Origin of the sequence: Nocardioides sp. NBC_00163, assembly GCF_045206295.1 — a bacterium.
In the GTDB taxonomy this organism is placed as follows: domain Bacteria; phylum Actinomycetota; class Actinomycetes; order Propionibacteriales; family Nocardioidaceae; genus Nocardioides.
In genome coordinates this window covers 64249-80551 of the sequence record NZ_CP108155.1, presented here as the reverse complement: position 1 = coordinate 80551, position 16303 = coordinate 64249, and the positions used below count along the sequence as shown (strand labels likewise).

At 69.4% G+C, this 16303-nt stretch carries 13 protein-coding genes; 9 read left to right on the top strand and 4 right to left on the bottom strand.

Features of this window, described 5'->3' with window-relative positions; translation table 11 throughout:
* The first annotated feature begins 8 nt into the window (after positions 1-8).
* On the top strand, positions 9-2150 hold the full coding sequence (uvrB, locus tag OG801_RS00415; protein ID WP_406032807.1) for an excinuclease ABC subunit UvrB: 2142 nt from the start codon (positions 9-11) through the stop codon (positions 2148-2150).
* A 55-nt stretch (positions 2151-2205) separates the two neighbouring features.
* On the opposite strand, the gene OG801_RS00410 is transcribed toward uvrB, so the two are convergent.
* Positions 2206-3396, bottom strand: a complete 1191-nt coding sequence (locus OG801_RS00410) for a macrolide family glycosyltransferase (RefSeq protein WP_406032805.1) — start codon at positions 3394-3396, stop codon at positions 2206-2208.
* 146 nt (positions 3397-3542) lie between these two features.
* On the opposite strand from OG801_RS00410, the gene OG801_RS00405 reads away from it, so the two are divergent.
* The 4 genes from OG801_RS00405 to OG801_RS00390 all read left to right on the top strand — a co-directional run bounded on the left by OG801_RS00405 (position 3543) and on the right by OG801_RS00390 (position 10160).
* Positions 3543-5162 carry a hypothetical protein gene (locus OG801_RS00405; RefSeq protein ID WP_406032803.1) on the top strand — a complete coding sequence of 540 codons (1620 nt, stop codon included), beginning with the start codon at positions 3543-3545 and terminating at the stop codon, positions 5160-5162.
* Between the two features lie 18 nt (positions 5163-5180).
* Positions 5181-6494 carry a nitrate/nitrite transporter gene (locus tag OG801_RS00400; RefSeq protein ID WP_406032801.1) on the top strand — a complete coding sequence of 438 codons (1314 nt, stop codon included), beginning with the start codon at positions 5181-5183 and terminating at the stop codon, positions 6492-6494.
* Positions 6495-6579: 85 nt separating this feature from the next.
* Positions 6580-8130 carry an ArnT family glycosyltransferase gene (locus OG801_RS00395; protein ID WP_406032799.1) on the top strand — a complete coding sequence of 517 codons (1551 nt, stop codon included), beginning with the start codon at positions 6580-6582 and terminating at the stop codon, positions 8128-8130.
* A gap of 44 nt (positions 8131-8174) precedes the next feature.
* Positions 8175-10160: a phosphocholine-specific phospholipase C gene (locus OG801_RS00390; RefSeq protein ID WP_406032797.1), complete on the top strand. Its 1986-nt coding sequence runs from the start codon at positions 8175-8177 to the stop codon at positions 10158-10160.
* On the opposite strand, the gene OG801_RS00385 is transcribed toward OG801_RS00390, so the two are convergent.
* Positions 10157-10774: a DUF1707 domain-containing protein gene (locus OG801_RS00385; protein WP_355020052.1), complete on the bottom strand. Its 618-nt coding sequence runs from the start codon at positions 10772-10774 to the stop codon at positions 10157-10159. The two genes, OG801_RS00390 and OG801_RS00385, sit on opposite strands and share 4 nt — an antisense overlap.
* A 129-nt stretch (positions 10775-10903) precedes the next feature.
* On the opposite strand from OG801_RS00385, the gene OG801_RS00380 reads away from it, so the two are divergent.
* Genes OG801_RS00380 through OG801_RS00370 form a run of 3 tightly spaced genes read left to right on the top strand, consistent with a single transcriptional unit; the run spans position 10904 to position 14045 of the window.
* Positions 10904-12160, top strand: a complete 1257-nt coding sequence (locus OG801_RS00380; protein ID WP_406032795.1) for a glycosyltransferase family 4 protein — start codon at positions 10904-10906, stop codon at positions 12158-12160.
* 3 nt (positions 12161-12163) lie between these two features.
* Positions 12164-12931, top strand: coding sequence for a class I SAM-dependent methyltransferase (locus tag OG801_RS00375; protein ID WP_355020050.1), 768 nt, complete (start codon positions 12164-12166; stop codon positions 12929-12931).
* Between the two features lie 7 nt (positions 12932-12938).
* Positions 12939-14045 (top strand): prenyltransferase, encoded by a 1107-nt coding sequence (locus tag OG801_RS00370; protein ID WP_355020049.1) that lies wholly within the window; start codon positions 12939-12941, stop codon positions 14043-14045.
* 86 nt (positions 14046-14131) lie between these two features.
* Here the strand turns inward: OG801_RS00370 and OG801_RS00365 are convergent, their stop codons facing one another.
* Positions 14132-14770 carry a class I SAM-dependent methyltransferase gene (locus tag OG801_RS00365; protein WP_355020048.1) on the bottom strand — a complete coding sequence of 213 codons (639 nt, stop codon included), beginning with the start codon at positions 14768-14770 and terminating at the stop codon, positions 14132-14134.
* Between the two features lie 75 nt (positions 14771-14845).
* Between OG801_RS00365 and OG801_RS00360 the strand changes: the two genes are divergently transcribed.
* A complete protein-coding gene (locus tag OG801_RS00360) occupies positions 14846-15418 on the top strand; it encodes a 2'-5' RNA ligase family protein (protein WP_406032793.1) in 573 nt (190 codons plus the stop codon).
* Here OG801_RS00360 and OG801_RS00355 read toward each other — a convergent pair.
* The gene (locus OG801_RS00355) at positions 15382-16260 is read right to left on the bottom strand and encodes a DnaJ domain-containing protein (protein ID WP_406032792.1); all 879 of its coding nucleotides are present in this window, start codon (positions 16258-16260) and stop codon (positions 15382-15384) included. The genes OG801_RS00360 and OG801_RS00355 overlap by 37 nt on opposite strands.
* Between the last annotated feature and the right edge of the window lie 43 nt (positions 16261-16303).

Here is a 16303-nt window from a genome sequence, read left to right as displayed (position 1 = left end):
TTGGTGTCATGCGTCCAGTCACCGATCTCGAGCGTCGTGTCGCCCCGTTCAAGGTGGTCTCCGACTACCAGCCCTCGGGTGACCAACCGGCTGCGATCGCGGAGATCACCCAGCGGATCCAGGGCGGCGTCAAGGACGTCGTTCTGCTCGGCGCGACCGGCACCGGAAAGACGGCGACCGTCGCCTGGACCGCCGAGCAGCTGCAGCGCCCATTGCTGGTGCTGCAGCCCAACAAGACCCTCGCCGCCCAGTTCGCCAACGAGCTGCGCCAGCTCTTCCCGGACAACGCGGTCGAATACTTCGTCTCCTACTACGACTACTACCAGCCTGAGGCGTACGTCCCCCAGACCGACACCTACATCGAGAAGGACTCCTCGATCAACGAGGAGGTCGAGCGGCTGCGCCACTCGGCCACCAACTCGCTGCTGACCAGGCGCGACGTCATCGTGGTCTCCACCGTCTCCTGCATCTACGGTCTCGGCACCCCGCAGGAGTACGTCGACCGGATGCTCCGGCTGCGGGTGGGGGAGGAGCACGACCGCGACTCGATCCTGCGGCGGCTGGTGGAGATCCAGTACACCCGCAACGACCTCTCCTTCACCCGAGGCACGTTCCGGGTGCGCGGCGACACCCTGGAGATCTTCCCGGTCTACGAGGAGCACGCGGTCCGGATCGAGTTCTTCGGCGACGAGATCGAGCGGCTGATGACGCTGCACGCCGTCACCGGCGAGGTCCTCACCGAGGACCAGGAGCTCTACGTCTTCCCCGCGACCCACTATGTCGCCGGCCCCGAGCGCATGGAGCGCGCGATCAACGGCATCGAGGCCGAGCTCGACCAGCAGCTGAGCACCTTCGAGAAGCAGGGCAAGATGCTCGAGGCGCAGCGGCTGCGGATGCGTACGAACTATGACATCGAGATGATGCGCCAGGTCGGGTCCTGCTCTGGGATCGAGAACTACTCGATGCACATCGACGGCCGGGAGCGCGGCACAGCGCCCAACTGCCTGCTCGACTACTTCCCGGAGGACTTCGTCCTCGTCGTCGACGAGTCCCACGTCGCGGTCCCGCAGGTCGGCGGGATGTACGAGGGCGACATGTCCCGCAAGCGCAACCTGGTCGAGCACGGCTTCCGGCTGCCCAGCGCCCAGGACAACCGCCCGCTGAAGTGGGAGGAGTTCTTGGAGCGGATCGGCCAGACGATCTACCTCTCCGCGACGCCGGGCAACTACGAGCTGGACCTGGTCAGTCGCGACGGCGGCGAACCTGATGTGGTCGAGCAGATCATCCGCCCGACCGGCCTGATCGACCCCGAGGTGATCATCAAGCAGACCAAGGGCCAGATCGACGACCTGATCGGCGAGATCAACGACCGGGTCGCCAAGAACGAGCGCGTCCTGGTCACCACGCTCACCAAGAAGATGTCCGAGGACCTCACCGACTATCTGCTCGATGCCGGGATCCGGACGCGCTATCTCCACTCCGAGGTCGACACGCTCAAGCGGATCGAGCTGCTCCGCGACCTGCGGCTGGGGGAGTACGACGTCCTGGTCGGCATCAACCTGCTCCGTGAGGGTCTCGACCTCCCCGAGGTGTCGCTGGTCTCGATCCTCGACGCCGACAAGGAAGGCTTCCTGCGCTCGGACAAGTCGCTGATCCAGACCATCGGCCGTGCGGCCCGAAACGTTTCCGGTCAGGTGCACATGTACGCCGACAAGATCACCCCCTCCATGGAGTCGGCGATCGAGGAGACCAACCGCCGCCGTGCGATCCAGACGGCCTACAACGAGGCCAACGGCATCGACCCGCAGCCGCTGCGCAAGAAGATCGCCGACATCACCGACATGCTCGCCCGCGAGGAGGAGAGCACCCAGGAGCTGCTCAACACCTGGGCCGGCACCGAGGCCAAGGGTCGAGCGGGCAAGACGGCGGCCAAGTCGCCGACCCCGATGCTCGGCGACGCCGCTCGCGAGGCCCGCGAGCGCGGTCTCGTCGGCCTCCCCGCCTCCGACCTGGCTCAGCTCATCGGCGACCTCACCGACCAGATGAAGGGCGCCGCCGCCGAGCTCCAGTTCGAGGTCGCCGCCCGCCTCCGCGATGAGATCTCTGATCTCAAGAAGGAGCTCAGGCAGATGATGGAAGCCACTAAGTAACACCCGTTGGTCTCGACACACCTTTGCCTAGCGGCTCGAGCAGCGGGGTGCTGGATCAACCCGCGAGCATGCCCTCGATCAGGTCGGCGGCGCGACGAGTGCCGCCCTCGGCGATCGCGTCTGCGCGCAGCTGAGCCGATCGCGCGGCGCGGTCGGGGTCGTCGAGCAGCTCGAGCAGTGCCGTACGCAGCGCAGGGGCGGTGACGTCCTCGGTGTCGATCCGTCGGGCGACGCCGAGTTCGACCAGACGGTCGGCGTTCATGAACTGGTCGACCGCCTGCGGGACGGCGACCATGGGGACGCCTGCCATCAGACCCTCGCTGCTCCCGCCCATCCCGGCGTGGGTGACGAACGCGTCGGCCTGGGCGAGGACTGCGCGCTGCGGCAGCCAGGAGTGGACCTCGACGTTGCTGGGGAGGTCGCCGAGGTCGGCCGGGTCGAGCTGGGTGCCGATCGACATCACGACGTGCCAGCCGGGGAGGGCTGCGTACGCCTCGATGCAGGCGCGGAAGAAGCCCGCGTCGGCGGTGTAGGCCGAGCCGAGGGAGACCAGCAGGACGTGATCGGCCTCGGCGGGGCGGGTCCAGCTCTCGTTGGAGTCGAGCGCGAAGCACGGTCCGACGAAGGTGACGACCTCCTCGTCGACCTTGTCGGCGTTGGGCTGCATCGCCCGCGGAATGAGGGCGAGCGCCCGGTTCGGCGCTCCGGCGAACGTCTCCGGGTCACGAGTGATCGCACCGGCGTCCGCGAGCCAGGCGCCGAACCGGTCCAAGTAGCTGTCGTAGCCCGGCAGCTGCCGCACCTGGGCGCCGACCTCCTCGGCGTACCCGTTCCAGGCGACGAACGTCGGTGAGAGCTGCACGAACGGACGCTGCTGCTTCTCCGCGAGAGCCCGGGCGGCATAGCCGCCGATGTCGTAGAGGTAGAGGTCGGCCGGCTCGGCTCCGTAGAACGCCTCCAGATGCGGGAGCACCTGGACGGCATCCTCGAGGAAGACGCCCATCCCGGCGACCGGGTCCTCGGGCCAGAGCCGGTCCTCGACGGGCAGCACCGTCGGCACCGGAACCAGCTCGGCCCCGGTCGGCTTGATCGCGTCGGACATCGACTCGTGGGTGGCGTACGTGACCCGGTGGCCGCGCGCGACCAGCTCCTTGATGAGCTCGAGACTCGGCAGGAGATGGCTGATCGCGGGGGAGGCGACCATGGCGATGTGGCGCGGCAGCGACCGCTGCGGTGAAGTAGTCATGACACCGTCGGACGCTATCGGCCCGTCAGGGGCGGACGCGACCGAGTTTTGCGTCAACCTTCGCTCACCCGCCCGTCGCGCTCTGTTCACCGCCCGTGAGCCGTGGCTCGTGTGTCTCGTCAGTTTCGACGGTTACCGTCGCCTGCGTGTCTGTTCCTCGGGTCTCCATGTCCCAATCCACGATCTGCGTCCTGCTGCTGGGTGTGCTCGGCTTCGCGATGAGCGCCCAGGTGGCGATCGCGATGCCGGCCCTGTTCAAGGCCGACGAGCGGGCCCATGCGGCGTACGCGGTGGCGCTGTCCCAGGGGACGCTGCCGACGATCGACACCGACATCCCCGACGACCCGGCTCGCTACCCGCAGCTGGCCGAGAGCCTCTTCGGGGCCGATGAGGCCCACCGCGACATCTGGGTCGCCAACCACCCGCCGCTGTTCTACGCGATGAGCCTGCCGCTCGTCTGGCTCGGCGACGCCGTCGGCTCGCCAGGCCTGACGCTGCTCGGGATGCGCCTGCTGAATGCGCTCGGTTTCGCCCTGACCACGATCTTGGTCGGCCTGTTGGCGCGCGAGCTGGTGCCACGACGCCCGGCCGTGCCGGTGATCGCCTCGGCGATGTGCATCGGCTGCGGCGCGATGACCTTCGTGGGCGGCGGCATCTACAACGACGGCTGGGGATCGGCGGCGGCGTTCATGACGCTCTACCTCGGGTTCCGGATGATCCGCCAGGGCGTGACGCGCGAGCGCGTGATCGCCGCGGCCGCGGTCGGCGTCGCCGCCGCCGGGTTCCGCTCGACCGGCCTGGTCGCGGTCCTCTTCCTCGGTGCCTGCGTGCTGGTGGCGATGTGGCTGCGAGAGCCGTCGCTGCGTACGTTCCTGCGCGGTACGTTCTGGCGCGCTGTCGGGATCGCGGCGTGCATCGGGATGGCGCCGGTGGCCGTGTTCGGCTGGTTCTACGTGCGCAACATCCAGATCTACGGTGACCCGACCGCGTCGAGCTCGCTCTTCGAGAAGTTCGGGCGCGAGCCCAACGGCACCACGCTGTTCCAGCTGGTCAACCCGGAGTTCTACGGCCACCTGCTCGGCAGCTTGTGGACCGACGGCAACATCGCCAACACCTGGAGCCAGGCGGCCGTCATCGTGCTGACGCTGACCCTGATCGGCCTGGTGCTCGATGCCGCCGCGAAGGCCAACCCGCGCCGTACGGGAGTCCTGCGGCGCATCCGGCTCGCGCCGCAGAGCACGATGCAGCACCGCCAGGACCTGGCCATCTGGGCGCTCCTGGGTGGCTACTGCCTGCTGATCCTGGTCAACGTCGCCGGGTTCATCGCCGGTGGCGGCTGGATCCACGCCCGCTACGCGGTGCCGTTCCTGCCGTTCCTCGCCGCCGGCGCCGGGATCGCCGCGCTGCGCCTGGGGCGGCTCCTGCCGCTGCGGGTCATCTCGACAGGCTCGCGCACCGGCGTCACCGCGATCGACGAGGCGCGCGACCTGCGCATCGGCCTGGGGGTCTCGCTTGCCTTCGTGGTCGTCGGCTTGGTGTGCCACCTCGACACCGAGCAGTACGTCGACGGACCGGTCAGCAGCACCTTCGCGCTCGTCGCCCTGGTGGCCGCCGACCTGGTGATGTTCGCGGTCGCCGCGTACGTCGCCACCGAGCTTCGTCGGCGCATGCGGCCGGGCACCTTCGACGCTCCCCGCACTCTCGCCGCTCCTGTGACCGAGATCGCGCGTCCACGACAGGACGCTCGTACGTCGACGGGCCTGTAGGCAAAGTAGCCTCGCTATGTGAACGAGCACGATCCCCAGCAGACAACACGAGCATGGGTCGTGTGGGGTATCGCCCTCGCGGTCTACGGCTTGGCCGTCTTCCATCGCAGCAGCCTCGCGGTGGCCGGTCTGGTGGCGACGGAGCGCTTCGGGATCGGCGCCGGGCAGCTGGCGACCTTCGTCATGCTGCAGCTGCTCGTCTATGCCCTCATGCAGGTGCCGGTCGGGCTGCTGGTCGACCGGTTCGGCTCGCGTACGGTCCTCTCCGCCGGCGCTCTGATCCTGGCGGTCGCTCAGATCGGGTTCGCGTTCGCGGACTCCTACGCGCTGGCCCTGCTCGCGCGTACGTTCGTGGGGATGGGCGACGCGATGACGTTCATCTGCGTGCTGCGCCTGGTGCCGTCGTGGTTCCCGGCCCGCAAGGTGCCGCTGGTCAGCCAGCTGACCGGCACCGTCGGACAGCTGGGCGCGATCGCGGCCGCGGTCCCGATGACGTGGGCGCTCGGCCATCTCGGCTGGACCCGGGCCTACCTCACGGCCGCGTTGCTCGGCCCGGTGCTTCTCGTGCTGCTGCGCCTATTCGTCCACGACGGACCCGGCGACCGACACCGCCGAGGCACCACCCTCAAGCCGCGCGAGCTCGGCCGGAGCCTGATGGCGTCCTGGTACCAGCCGGGCACCCGCCTCGGCTTCTGGATCCACTTCTCCACCCCGTTCAGCTCACACCTGATGGGGCTGCTGTGGGGCTTCCCGTTCCTGGTGACCTCCGAAGGGCTCTCCGACACTCTCGCCGGCACCCTGCTCTCGGTCACCGTCGTCGCCGCCCTGGCCGCGGGTCCGGTGATGGGCATCCTCGCCGGACGCCACCCGTGGCACCGCTCGACGGTGGCGCTGACGATGATCGCCGCCCTGGTCTCGGTGTGGACGCTCGTGCTCGCCTGGCCGGGCGAGGCGCCGCTGCCGGTGCTGCTGCTCCTGATGGCCGTGGTCGGCTTCGGCGGACCCGCCTCGATGATCGGCTTCGACGTCGGCCGCACCAGCAACCCGCCCGCGCGGATGGCGAGCGCCAGCGGGATCATCAACCAGGGCGGCTTCGTAGCAGCGCTGCTGGTGATCGTGCTGGTCGGCTGGATCCTCGACTGGCGTACGCCGGGGGCCTCGACCTCCTACACGCCGGAGGCGTTCCGCTGGGCGATGTCGGTGCAGTACCTGTTCTGGGGCCTCGGGGTGGTGCAGATCTGGCGTCACCGGCGCGACGTGCGGCGGCGTACGACCAGGGAGCAGGTCGCCTCCGGCTCCTCGATGGTCGCCGACCGAGGCTCGGTCCGATAGCGAGCGAAGAGTTTTCGCCCACTCGTCACCTGAGCGCAAACCACGATGGCGGCTGAATGGCATCTGGGCCCACTAGCTTGTCGAGGTGCTCACGCCCTCGCGCTCGCTCTCCCAGGTGACCGTATGCCTGCTCCTGCTCGGGGTGCTCGGCTTCGCGATGAGTGCGCAGTTCGCGATCGGGATGCCGGCGCTGCTGAAGGCCGACGAGAAGCAGCACGCGGCCTACGCCATCGTGCTGTCCCAGGGCGTCCTGCCCACGATCGACACGAACACACCGGCCGACCCGGTGCGCTACCCGCAGTTCGCCGAGGCGCTCTTCGGTCTCGACGAGCCGCGCCGCGACATCTGGGTCGCCAACCACCCGCCGCTGTTCTACGTGATGAGCCTGCCGATGGTCTGGCTCGGCGACGCCGTCGGCAACGTCGGGGTGACCCTGCTCGGGATGCGGCTGCTCAACGCCCTCGGCTACGCGCTGAGCATCATCCTGGTCGGGCTGCTGGCGCGCGAGCTGGTGCCCAGACGCCGGGTGGTCCCGGTGCTCTCCGCGGCGATGGTGCTCGGCTGCGGTGCGGTGACCTACGACGGCGGCGCGATCTACAACGACGGCTGGGGCACGGTCGCCGCCTCGCTGACCCTGCTGCTCGGCTTCCGGATGGTCCGCGAGGGCGTCACCCGGGACCGGCTGATCTGGGCGACGGTCGCCGGCGTCGCGGCGGCCAGCTTCCGCTCGACCGGCCTGGTGGCGGTGCTCGTGCTGGGTGCCTGCGTGCTGGCCGCGCTGTGGCTGCGCGACCCGACGCTGCGTACGTTCCGTCGGGGTGTGCTCCTGGCGATCCGGATCGGGCTGGCGCCGGTGGTGGTGATCGGCTGGTTCTACGTACGCAACATCGTGCTCTACGGCGACGCGACCGCCTCCGCGGCGCTCTTCGAGAAGTTCTCCCGCCAGACCCACGGCGACACGCTCTTCCAGCTGGTCAACCCGGAGCTCTACCTGCACCTCTACGGGTCGCTGTGGGCCGACGATGTGATCCCGAAGATCTGGATCGTGGCCGCCGCGGCGACCCTGGCCGTCACGGTCACCGGCATGGTGCTCGACGTCAACGCGAAGGCCCGGCCGAGGCCGGACGGGGTGATGCGCCGTGTCGTGATCCCCGGGCCGGAGCCGACCGTCCTGGAGCGCCGGCTGGAGGTGGCGGTGCGGGTGTTGATGGGGATCTACTGCGTGATCATCATCGTCAACCTGGCCTCGTTCCACGCCGGCGGCGGCTGGATCCACGCCCGCTACGCGGTGCCGTTCCTGCCGGTGATCGCAGCGCTGACCTCGCTCGCGATCCTGCGGGTCGGCCGCCACTGGGTGCGTGGCGTCGACGAAGAGGGAGTGGACCTGCGCATCACCCTCTACGCCGGCGTCGGGTTCATCGTCTCGGCGATGGTCGCCCACCTCCACATCCAGCAGCGGATCGACGGACCGGCCGACGCCTCCTGGCTGTTCGCGCTGATCGCGGCCGACCTGGTGATGTTCGCCGGCGCCGCCTACGTCACCGCGCAGCTGCGCCGCCGCCTGCGGCCGGACGGCGAACTCTTCGCCCGCCGGTCACCTCGCGACCAACCGCGCGTCGCCCAGGTGAGCCACTGACCCGTGATCGTGGTCGCCGCCCACCCCCACGTCAAGGAGCTTCTGTGGTTGACATCGATCGTCGTCGGTTCCTAGGTCTCGCCGGCGGTGCAGCCGCGCTGACCATGCTCGATCAGAGCATCGCGCGAGCCGCCTCCATCCCCGCCGCCCGACGGACCGGCACCATCCGGGACATCGAGCACGTGGTCGTCCTGATGCAGGAGAACCGCAGCTTCGAGCACTACCTGGGCACCCTGCGCGGCGTACGCGGCTTCGGTGACCCGCACCCGGCGATCCTGCCCTCGGGCAACCCGGTCTGGCACCAGCCCAACGGCGACAGCGAACTGCTCCCGTTCCACCCCGAGGTCGACGACCTGGGCGCGGCCTTCCTCGAGGGTCTCCCGCACAGCTGGACCGACGGCCAGCAGGCCATCAACGGCGGTCGCTACGACCAGTGGGTCCCGGCCAAGGGCACCACCACGATGGCGTACCTCCAGCGGCAGGACGCCGCGTTCCACTTCGCGCTCGCCGACGCGTTCACGGTGTGCGACGCCTACTACTGCTCCTTCATCGGCAACACCGACCCCAACCGCTACTACATGCTCTCGGGCTGGACCGGCAACGACGGCAAGGGCGGCGGCCCGGTGCTCTACAACGACGAGGCCGGCTACGACTGGACCACCTACGCCGAGCGGCTCGAGAAGGCCGGGGTCAGCTGGAAGGTCTACCAGGACGAGGGCACCGGCCTCAACGCCGAGGGCGACAACTGGTGGGGCTGGACCAAGGACGCCTACATCGGCAACTACGGCGACAACTCGCTGCTCTACTTCAACAGGTTCCAGGACGCCCAGCCCGGAGACCCGCTCTTCGAGAAGGCCCGCACCGGCACCCGCGCGGTCGACGGCCAGGACTACTTCGAGATCCTGCGCACCGACGTCGAGGCCGACAAGCTGCCCTCGGTCAGCTGGATCGCGGCGCCGGAGGCGTTCTCCGAGCACTCGAACTGGCCGACCAACTACGGCGCCTGGTACATCGCCAAGGTCCTCGACGCGCTCACCTCCAACCCCGAGGTGTGGGCCAAGACCGCGCTCTTCATCACCTACGACGAGAACGACGGCTTCTTCGACCACCTGGTGCCGCCGCACATCAACAGCCCGCTGGTGCCGGGGGAGTCCACCGTCTCGACGGAGAACGAGCTCTACACCGGCTCGCACGGCGACGGCCACTACGGTCTCGGGCCGCGGGTGCCGATGTTCGTCGTCTCCCCGTGGAGCGTCGGCGGCTGGGTCTCCTCGGAGACCTTCGACCACACCTCGATCCTGCGGTTCATGGAGGAGCGCTTCGGTGTAGCCGAGCCCAACATCACGCCCTGGCGTCGCGCCGTGTGTGGTGACCTGACCTCGGCCTTCGACTTCTCTCGCACCTCCGAGCCGCCCGTGCTCCCCGACACGAGCGGGTGGGAGCCCGCCGACCGCGAGCGCCACCCGGACTACGCCCCGGAGGCGCCCGCGAACGGGACGATGCCGACGCAGGAGCGCGGCACCCGACCGGCTCGCCCGACCCCCTACCGGCTCGAGGTCGTCGAGACCGCCGCCGTCGGGGAGATCGCCGTCGAGATCCACAACACCGGCAGCGTCGGCGCCCACTTCCAGGCTCGGCTGCTCACCCCGGAGGGCGCGCCGCACAGCTACACCGTCGGCGCCGGTGACACCGTCTCGGTGCGCTGGCCGGTCAGCGGCGACTACGAGATCCACCTGCACGGGCCCAACGGGTTCTTCCGCTCCTACGCCGGTACCGCGGGCGCCGACCCCGCGCCCGCAAACCTCCGGCGCGATGGCCGCTCGCAGCGGCTCACCGTGACCGCGCCCCGCAAGGCCGAGATCACCAGCGCGTACGCCGGCAAGATCCGCTCCCGCCACCTGGACACCCGCGCCACCGGGGGCTGGTACGACCTGACCCTGACCGTCCCGGGCACCACCTGGGTACGCGGGTTCGCGGGCCACCTGGAAACCGGACGTCCCTCTGTGAGCGACCCGCAGCTTGGCGCTTAGGAGGGATCGCTGGGCCGGTCCTTCTCGGACTGGGCCGGCGGGTCGAGGATCGGGGCAGCAGTCTCGGGGGCTGCCTCGACCTCGGCCTTGGCTGCCTTCTTCGCAGCCTTCTTGGCGGCCTTCTTCTCGAGGCGGTGCACCTCGCGCTGGATGATCGCCTCGCGGCGTACGCCGGTGCCGACCAGGTTCACGACCAGGAAGAGCATCGGATAGATCGGCCACGGATGCCCGTCGGGGGCTGCGGTGAACACCCAGATGCCCCAGGTGATGAGGCTGACCATCAAGAAGGTGGCGACCGCTTCCTGGAGCTCCTTGCGGTAGGCAGCCGCACCCTGCTCGCGGAACCTGAGGGTCTCGGGGAGGTTCGCTCCGGGCTCGTCGGCAGCGGGCTCGGCGACCACGAGATCGTCCACGAGCGCGGGCAGCTCACCGAGCGTACGAGCCTCCAAGAGGGTGCCGACTCTCTCCTCGTGCTCCTCGCGGGTCAGCCGGCCGTCGGCGAAGGCATCGGTCAGAACGGCGCGTACAACCTCCCGATCGGCATCGGAGGCGCGCATACGTGCGTTGTCGGCCTGCCTCGGGTCGAGGCGGAACCCGGTCCAGAAACCCTCCACACCACCAGCCTAGACGCCAAGCCCGACACCGTCTGTTGAAGCGCCTGCATTAGAGTGACTCGCGCTGGCTACCTGCTAGTATAGAACACGTTCTAGTTTTGCTCTGCCTAGGTTTGAGGGAGGTGGCGGATGCGGATCGCTCTGCTGTCGTATCGCAGCAAGCCGCACGTCGGCGGTCAAGGCGTCTATATCCGCCATCTGAGTCGGGAGCTCGCCAAGCTCGGGCACACGGTCGAGGTCTTCTCCGGTCAGCCCTATCCCGAGCTCGACCTCGTGGGGCAGGGCGTGACCCTCACCAAGGTGCCGAGCCTGGGCCTCTACGAGGAGCCCAACCCGTTCGGCAACCCGAAGCTCTCCGAGCTGCGCGACCTCATCGACGTCGAGGAGTGGGCCCGGATGCGCACCGGCGCGTTCCCCGAGCCGCTGACCTTCGCCAAGCGCGTCCTGAAGGTGCTGAAGGAGCGGAAGGACGACTTCGACATCGTCCACGACAACCAGACCCTGGCCACGCCGCTGCTGAGCATCGAGCCCGAGCTCGGTGTGCCGCTGGTGACCACGATCCACCACCCGATCTCCTTCGACCGCCGCATCGAGCTGGACAGCGCTCAGGGCTGGAAGAAGAAGTTCGGCGTCTGGCGCTGGTACTCGTTCGTGAAGATGCAGGCGAAGGTCGCCTCGCAGCTGCGGCACGTGATCACGCCCTCGGACAACTCCAAGCGCGACATCCTCACCGACTTCGGCGTCCCCTCCGAGCGGGTGCAGACCGTGCACCTCGGCGTACCGGAGGAGTTCGTCCCGCCGACCGGGCCCCGCATCCCCGGCCGGATCCTGGCCATGGCCAGCGCCGACGCCCCGCTGAAGGGCATCGCCTTTCTGCTCGAGGCCTTCGCCAAGCTGCGTACCGAACGTGATCTCGAGCTGGTCCTGGTCTCCAAGCCCAAGAAGGGCGGTCCGACCGAGCAGCTGATCGAGAAGCTCGCGATCAAGGACCACGTACGTTTCGTCAACGGCATCTCCGACGCCGAGCTCGTCGAGCTGATGGGCTCCGCGGAGATCGCCTGCGTGCCCTCGCTCTACGAGGGGTTCTCGTTGCCCACCGCCGAGCTGATGGCGTGCGGCACTCCGCTCGTCGTCTCCCGCGCCGGCGCGATCCCCGAGGTCGTCGGCCCCGACGACCTGTGCGCGAAACAGGTCACCCCGGGAGAGACCGAGGAGCTCGAGCAGGCCATCGCGGCACTGCTCGACGACCCCGAGCGCCGGGCCCGCTACTCGGCCGCCGGGCGCGCCCGGGTCGAGGAGCACTTCTCCTGGCACGCGGTCGCCGAGCGGATGACAGCCCTCTATCAGCAGTCCATCGACGAGTTCCACACAGACGAGAGGAAGTGAGCCGTGCTCACCGTTGACTTCGACCGCCTTGGCCTTCAGCCGGGAGAGCGCGTGCTCGACATGGGTGCCGGCGGTGGCCGGCACGCATTCGAGATGTACCGCCGCGGCGCCGACGTGATCGCGTTCGACCAGGACGCCGAGGAGCTGGCCAAGGTCAGCGACTGGTTCTTCGCGATGCGCGACGAGGTCCCCGAGGGCGCGAACGCGGAGGTCAAGGAGGGCGACGCCCTGTCCCTGCCCTTCGCCGACGGCGAGTTCGACCGGATCGTCGCCGCCGAGGTGCTCGAGCACATCCACCGCGACGTCGACGCGATCAAGGAGCTCGTCCGGGTGCTGCGTCCCGGTGGCACCCTGGCCATCTCGGTGCCGCGCTGGCTGCCCGAGGTCGTCAACTGGAAGCTCTCCGAGGACTACCACAACACCGCCGGCGGCCACATCCGCATCTACACCGACCACGAGCTCATCGACAAGGTCACCAAGGCCGGCCGGCCCAACGACGGCACCCCCGGTGAGGCGATGATCTTCGAGGGCAAGTCCTACGCCCACGGCCTGCACGCGCCCTACTGGTGGCTGAAGTCCGCCGTCGGCGTCGACAACGACAAGCACGTCCTGGTGAAGGCGTACCACCAGATCCTGGTCTGGGAGATCATGAAGAACCCGCTGCCGCTGCGCCTCGCCGGGAAGGTCCTCGACCCGATGATCGGCAAGAGCATGGTCCTCTACTTCCGCAAGCCGGGCCCCATCGCCACCGACCCCACCTCGGCTGCCTGATTCGCGGATGAGAGTCGAGATCCCGTACGTCGACGGGGTGCTGACCCCTGCCCAGATCGTCGCCACGGCCGGGTCGATCGCCCGCGCCCAGGAGGCGTCGGGCGCGATCCCGTGGGTCCCTGGTCAGCACACCGACATCTGGAACCACGTCGAGGCGGCCATGGGCCTGCTCGTCGGTGGCCTGGTGGAGGAGGCCGAGGCTGCGTACGACTGGATCCCGTCCCTGCAGAACGGCGACGGGTCCTGGCCGATGAAGATCGTCGCCGGCTCACCGGTGGAGTCGATCGGCGAGTCCAACATGTCGGCGTACTTCGCGGTCGGGCTCTGGCACCACTGGCTGATCCGCCGTGACCGGGCGTTCGTCGAGCGGCTGTGGCCCTCGGTGCGCGCCGGGCTCGACTTCGTGGTCGGGCTGCAGCTGCCCTTCGGTGGGATCGCCTGGACCCCGCGCGACCCGTTCGCCCTGCTCACCGGCTCGTCATCGATCTACCAGTCGCTGCGCGCAGGTGTCGCCCTGGCCGACCTGATGGACGACCCGCAGCCTGAGTGGGAGATCGTCGGCGGCCGGCTCGGTCACGCGCTGCGCCACCACCGTGACTCGTTCGAGGACAAGTCGCACCACTCGATGGACTGGTACTACCCGGTCCTCGGCGGCGCCGTCGTCGGTGCCGATGGCCTCGATCTCATCGAGTCGCGCTGGGACCATTTCGTACGCCCCGGCCTCGGCGCCCTCTGCGTCGACACCAACCCGTGGGTGACCGGCGCGGAGACCTGCGAGCTGGCGATGGCGCTCGACAACATCGGCGACCACCGCCGCGCCCTCCGGCTGCTGACCGAGATGCAGCACATGCGTGCCGACGACGGCGGCTACTGGACCGGCTGGGTCTACGAGTCGCCCGACTACCCCAACCCCAACCCCAACGCCTACTGGCCCGAGGAGCACTCCACCTTCACCGCCGCCGCCGTCATCCTGGCCGCGGACGCGCTGGGGGAGCGCTACGGCGGGTCCACCCCCGGCTCCGCCATCATGCGCGGCACCTCCCTCGCCGCTCCGTTCGAGGAGCTGGCGCTGGAGTGTGGGTGCGAGACGAGTTCGGCTGGGATACCCGGTTAACCGGGTATTCCTGCACTTCTCGGGCAATGCAACACCCGAGAAGTGCAGGAATACCCTGATCGATGTGACTCCTGTGGCGCTTGGGGTCAGCTCAGCCGACGCAGGACCCGCAGGGAACCGATCGCGTCGATCTCCTCGAACTGCTTCGAGGCGAGCGCGGGGAGGTAGATCTCCTCGTACGGTGGCCGGCCACCCTCGGCCGGGTCTGGGAACACATCATGGACCAGCAGAAGCCCACCGGGCATCACCTTCGGCGCCCAGCCGCGGTAGTCCAGTTGCGCGGGCTCCACACCGTGGCCGCCGTCGATGAACAGCAGCGAGACCGGCGTCGTCCACCACCGGCTCACGGTCGTCGAGGCGCCGATCACCGCGACCACCTCGTCCTCGAGGCCGGCCTGCTCGATCGTGCGCCTGAAGGTCGGCAGCGTGTCCAGCCGCCCGGTGCGCTCATCGACCAGGGTCGTGTCGTGGTGCTCCCACCCCGCCTGGTTCTCCTCGCTGCCGTGGTGATGGTCGACGGTGAACACCGTGCCGCCGGTCAGCTTCGCCGCGGCGCCGAGATAGACCGACGACTTCCCGCAGTAGGTCCCGATCTCGACCGCCGGCCCGTGGGGCAGACGCTCCACGGCGTACTCGAACAGCGCCATGCCCTCCTCGGGAGGCATGAACCCCGTAGCGTCGAGAGCGTGCTTCAGCAGTTCCGCGGGCATCTCAGGCGTAGACACCCGGGCACCTTAGCCGAGTGGTGAGCGGTCCGCGTCGAGTGGTCATCAACCAGCGGTCACGGCGAGAATCCCGCCATGAGCAGATCCTCCGCCGGGCACTCGGTGATCGTCGTCCCGGTGCCCGAGCTGGAGGCGTACGTCCTGGAGCGGACGCGCCACTATGACGACTCGTTCGTCTCCGCGGACCCCACGTTCGTGCACGCGCACATCACGCTGCTCGCACCGTTTCTGGCCCCGCCCACCTCGGACGATCTGGAGCGGGTCGGGAAGATCGCTGCCGCCGCAGCCGCGTTCGACTTCCGACTGGACGACGTACGCGTCTTCGCCGGCGGCACGATCTATCTGCATCCCGATCCCGCGGAGCCGTTCGCAGCGCTGACCGCCGAGCTGAGCGCTGCGTTTCCGCAGTGCCCGCCCTACGACGGCCTCTTCGAACCGGTGCCGCACCTGACCGTCGACCACATCGCCGGGGGAGTGGACCTCGACTCGACACGTACGTCCCTGGCGCCGTTCCTCCCCGCGCGATGCCACGCGGACCGGGTCAGCCTGCAGTGGTACGCGAACCACGCCTGCCGCACCATCGCCGAGTGGCCGCTGGGCGGAGCCCCGTGTCAGGGCCTCGGTGCGGACATCGTCTGCACCACGTAGCCGATGACGACCAGCATCGTCAGGCTGCTGATGGCGATACCGGCAACCGCGGCCCAGCGGCCGCGACGCTTGTCGTCGGCGGTGCGGGCCAGGCCGATGATGCCGAGGATGAAGCCGAGCGGGCCGCACATCAACACGCTGGCTAGCAGCGACGCGACCGAGACGGCGTCGAGCGGCACGGCGTAGAGCGACCATGCGTTGGCCGGCTTGTCCGCGGACGCCGCGGTCTGCTGCTGCGGAGCCACCGGCTGAGGGTTCGCGGGCTGAGGGTTCGGGGGCTGCGGCGCGGCGGGCTGGGCCTTCATCGTCTGCTGCCCGGCGGGCTGTGCAGGAGGCGGCTCCGTCACGGTGCGAGGAGGCTTCGGCGCCGGGGTTCGCTGTCGCGAGGACAGCGCGGCGTTCGCCGCGCGGGCTTGGCGCGTGGCCTGCCGCAGCCGGTTGGCCGACGGGCGCACGCGCGCGGCCGGAGGAACCGGGGCCGGTGAGCTGCCTCCGGGCGCCGGGGCGGGCCGCGGAGTCGCGGCACCCCACTCGGCCCGCCAGCGCCGGTCGCGGCTGAGCGACGGAGTAGGAGAAGCAGAGGCCTTGCCCGGAGCCCCCGAGGCGGCGGCCTTACGGCGGCGCCGGGCGAGCTCCTCGTCGAGGGTGGCCCTGGCAACGGGGTCGAGCAGCACGTCGCGCGCCCGGTTGATGCGCATCATCAGCTCGCCGTCGGCGGCACGACCGCCACGGTCGGGGTGGAACTGCTTGGCGAGCTCACGATGGCGAGCTCGGACGGCCGCGTCGTCCGCGTCCGGACCGATTTCGAGCACGGCATAGGCGTCGATGAACTTCCCGCTCACTCAACGCCCCCCACGCACAGTCCTTCGGTTGTCGGCCTCGCCC

Excerpts from the sequence above, each read along its gene's own strand:
- OG801_RS00370 (WP_355020049.1), top strand. The coding sequence starts at position 12,939 with ATGAGAGTCGAGATCCCGTACGTCGACGGGGTGCTGACCCCTGCCCAG.
- OG801_RS00380 (WP_406032795.1), top strand. The coding sequence starts at position 10,904 with ATGCGGATCGCTCTGCTGTCGTATCGCAGCAAGCCGCACGTCGGCGGT.
- OG801_RS00360 (WP_406032793.1), top strand. The coding sequence starts at position 14,846 with ATGAGCAGATCCTCCGCCGGGCACTCGGTGATCGTCGTCCCGGTGCCC.
- OG801_RS00410 (WP_406032805.1), bottom strand. The coding sequence starts at position 3,396 with ATGACTACTTCACCGCAGCGGTCGCTGCCGCGCCACATCGCCATGGTC.
- uvrB (WP_406032807.1), top strand. The coding sequence starts at position 9 with ATGCGTCCAGTCACCGATCTCGAGCGTCGTGTCGCCCCGTTCAAGGTG.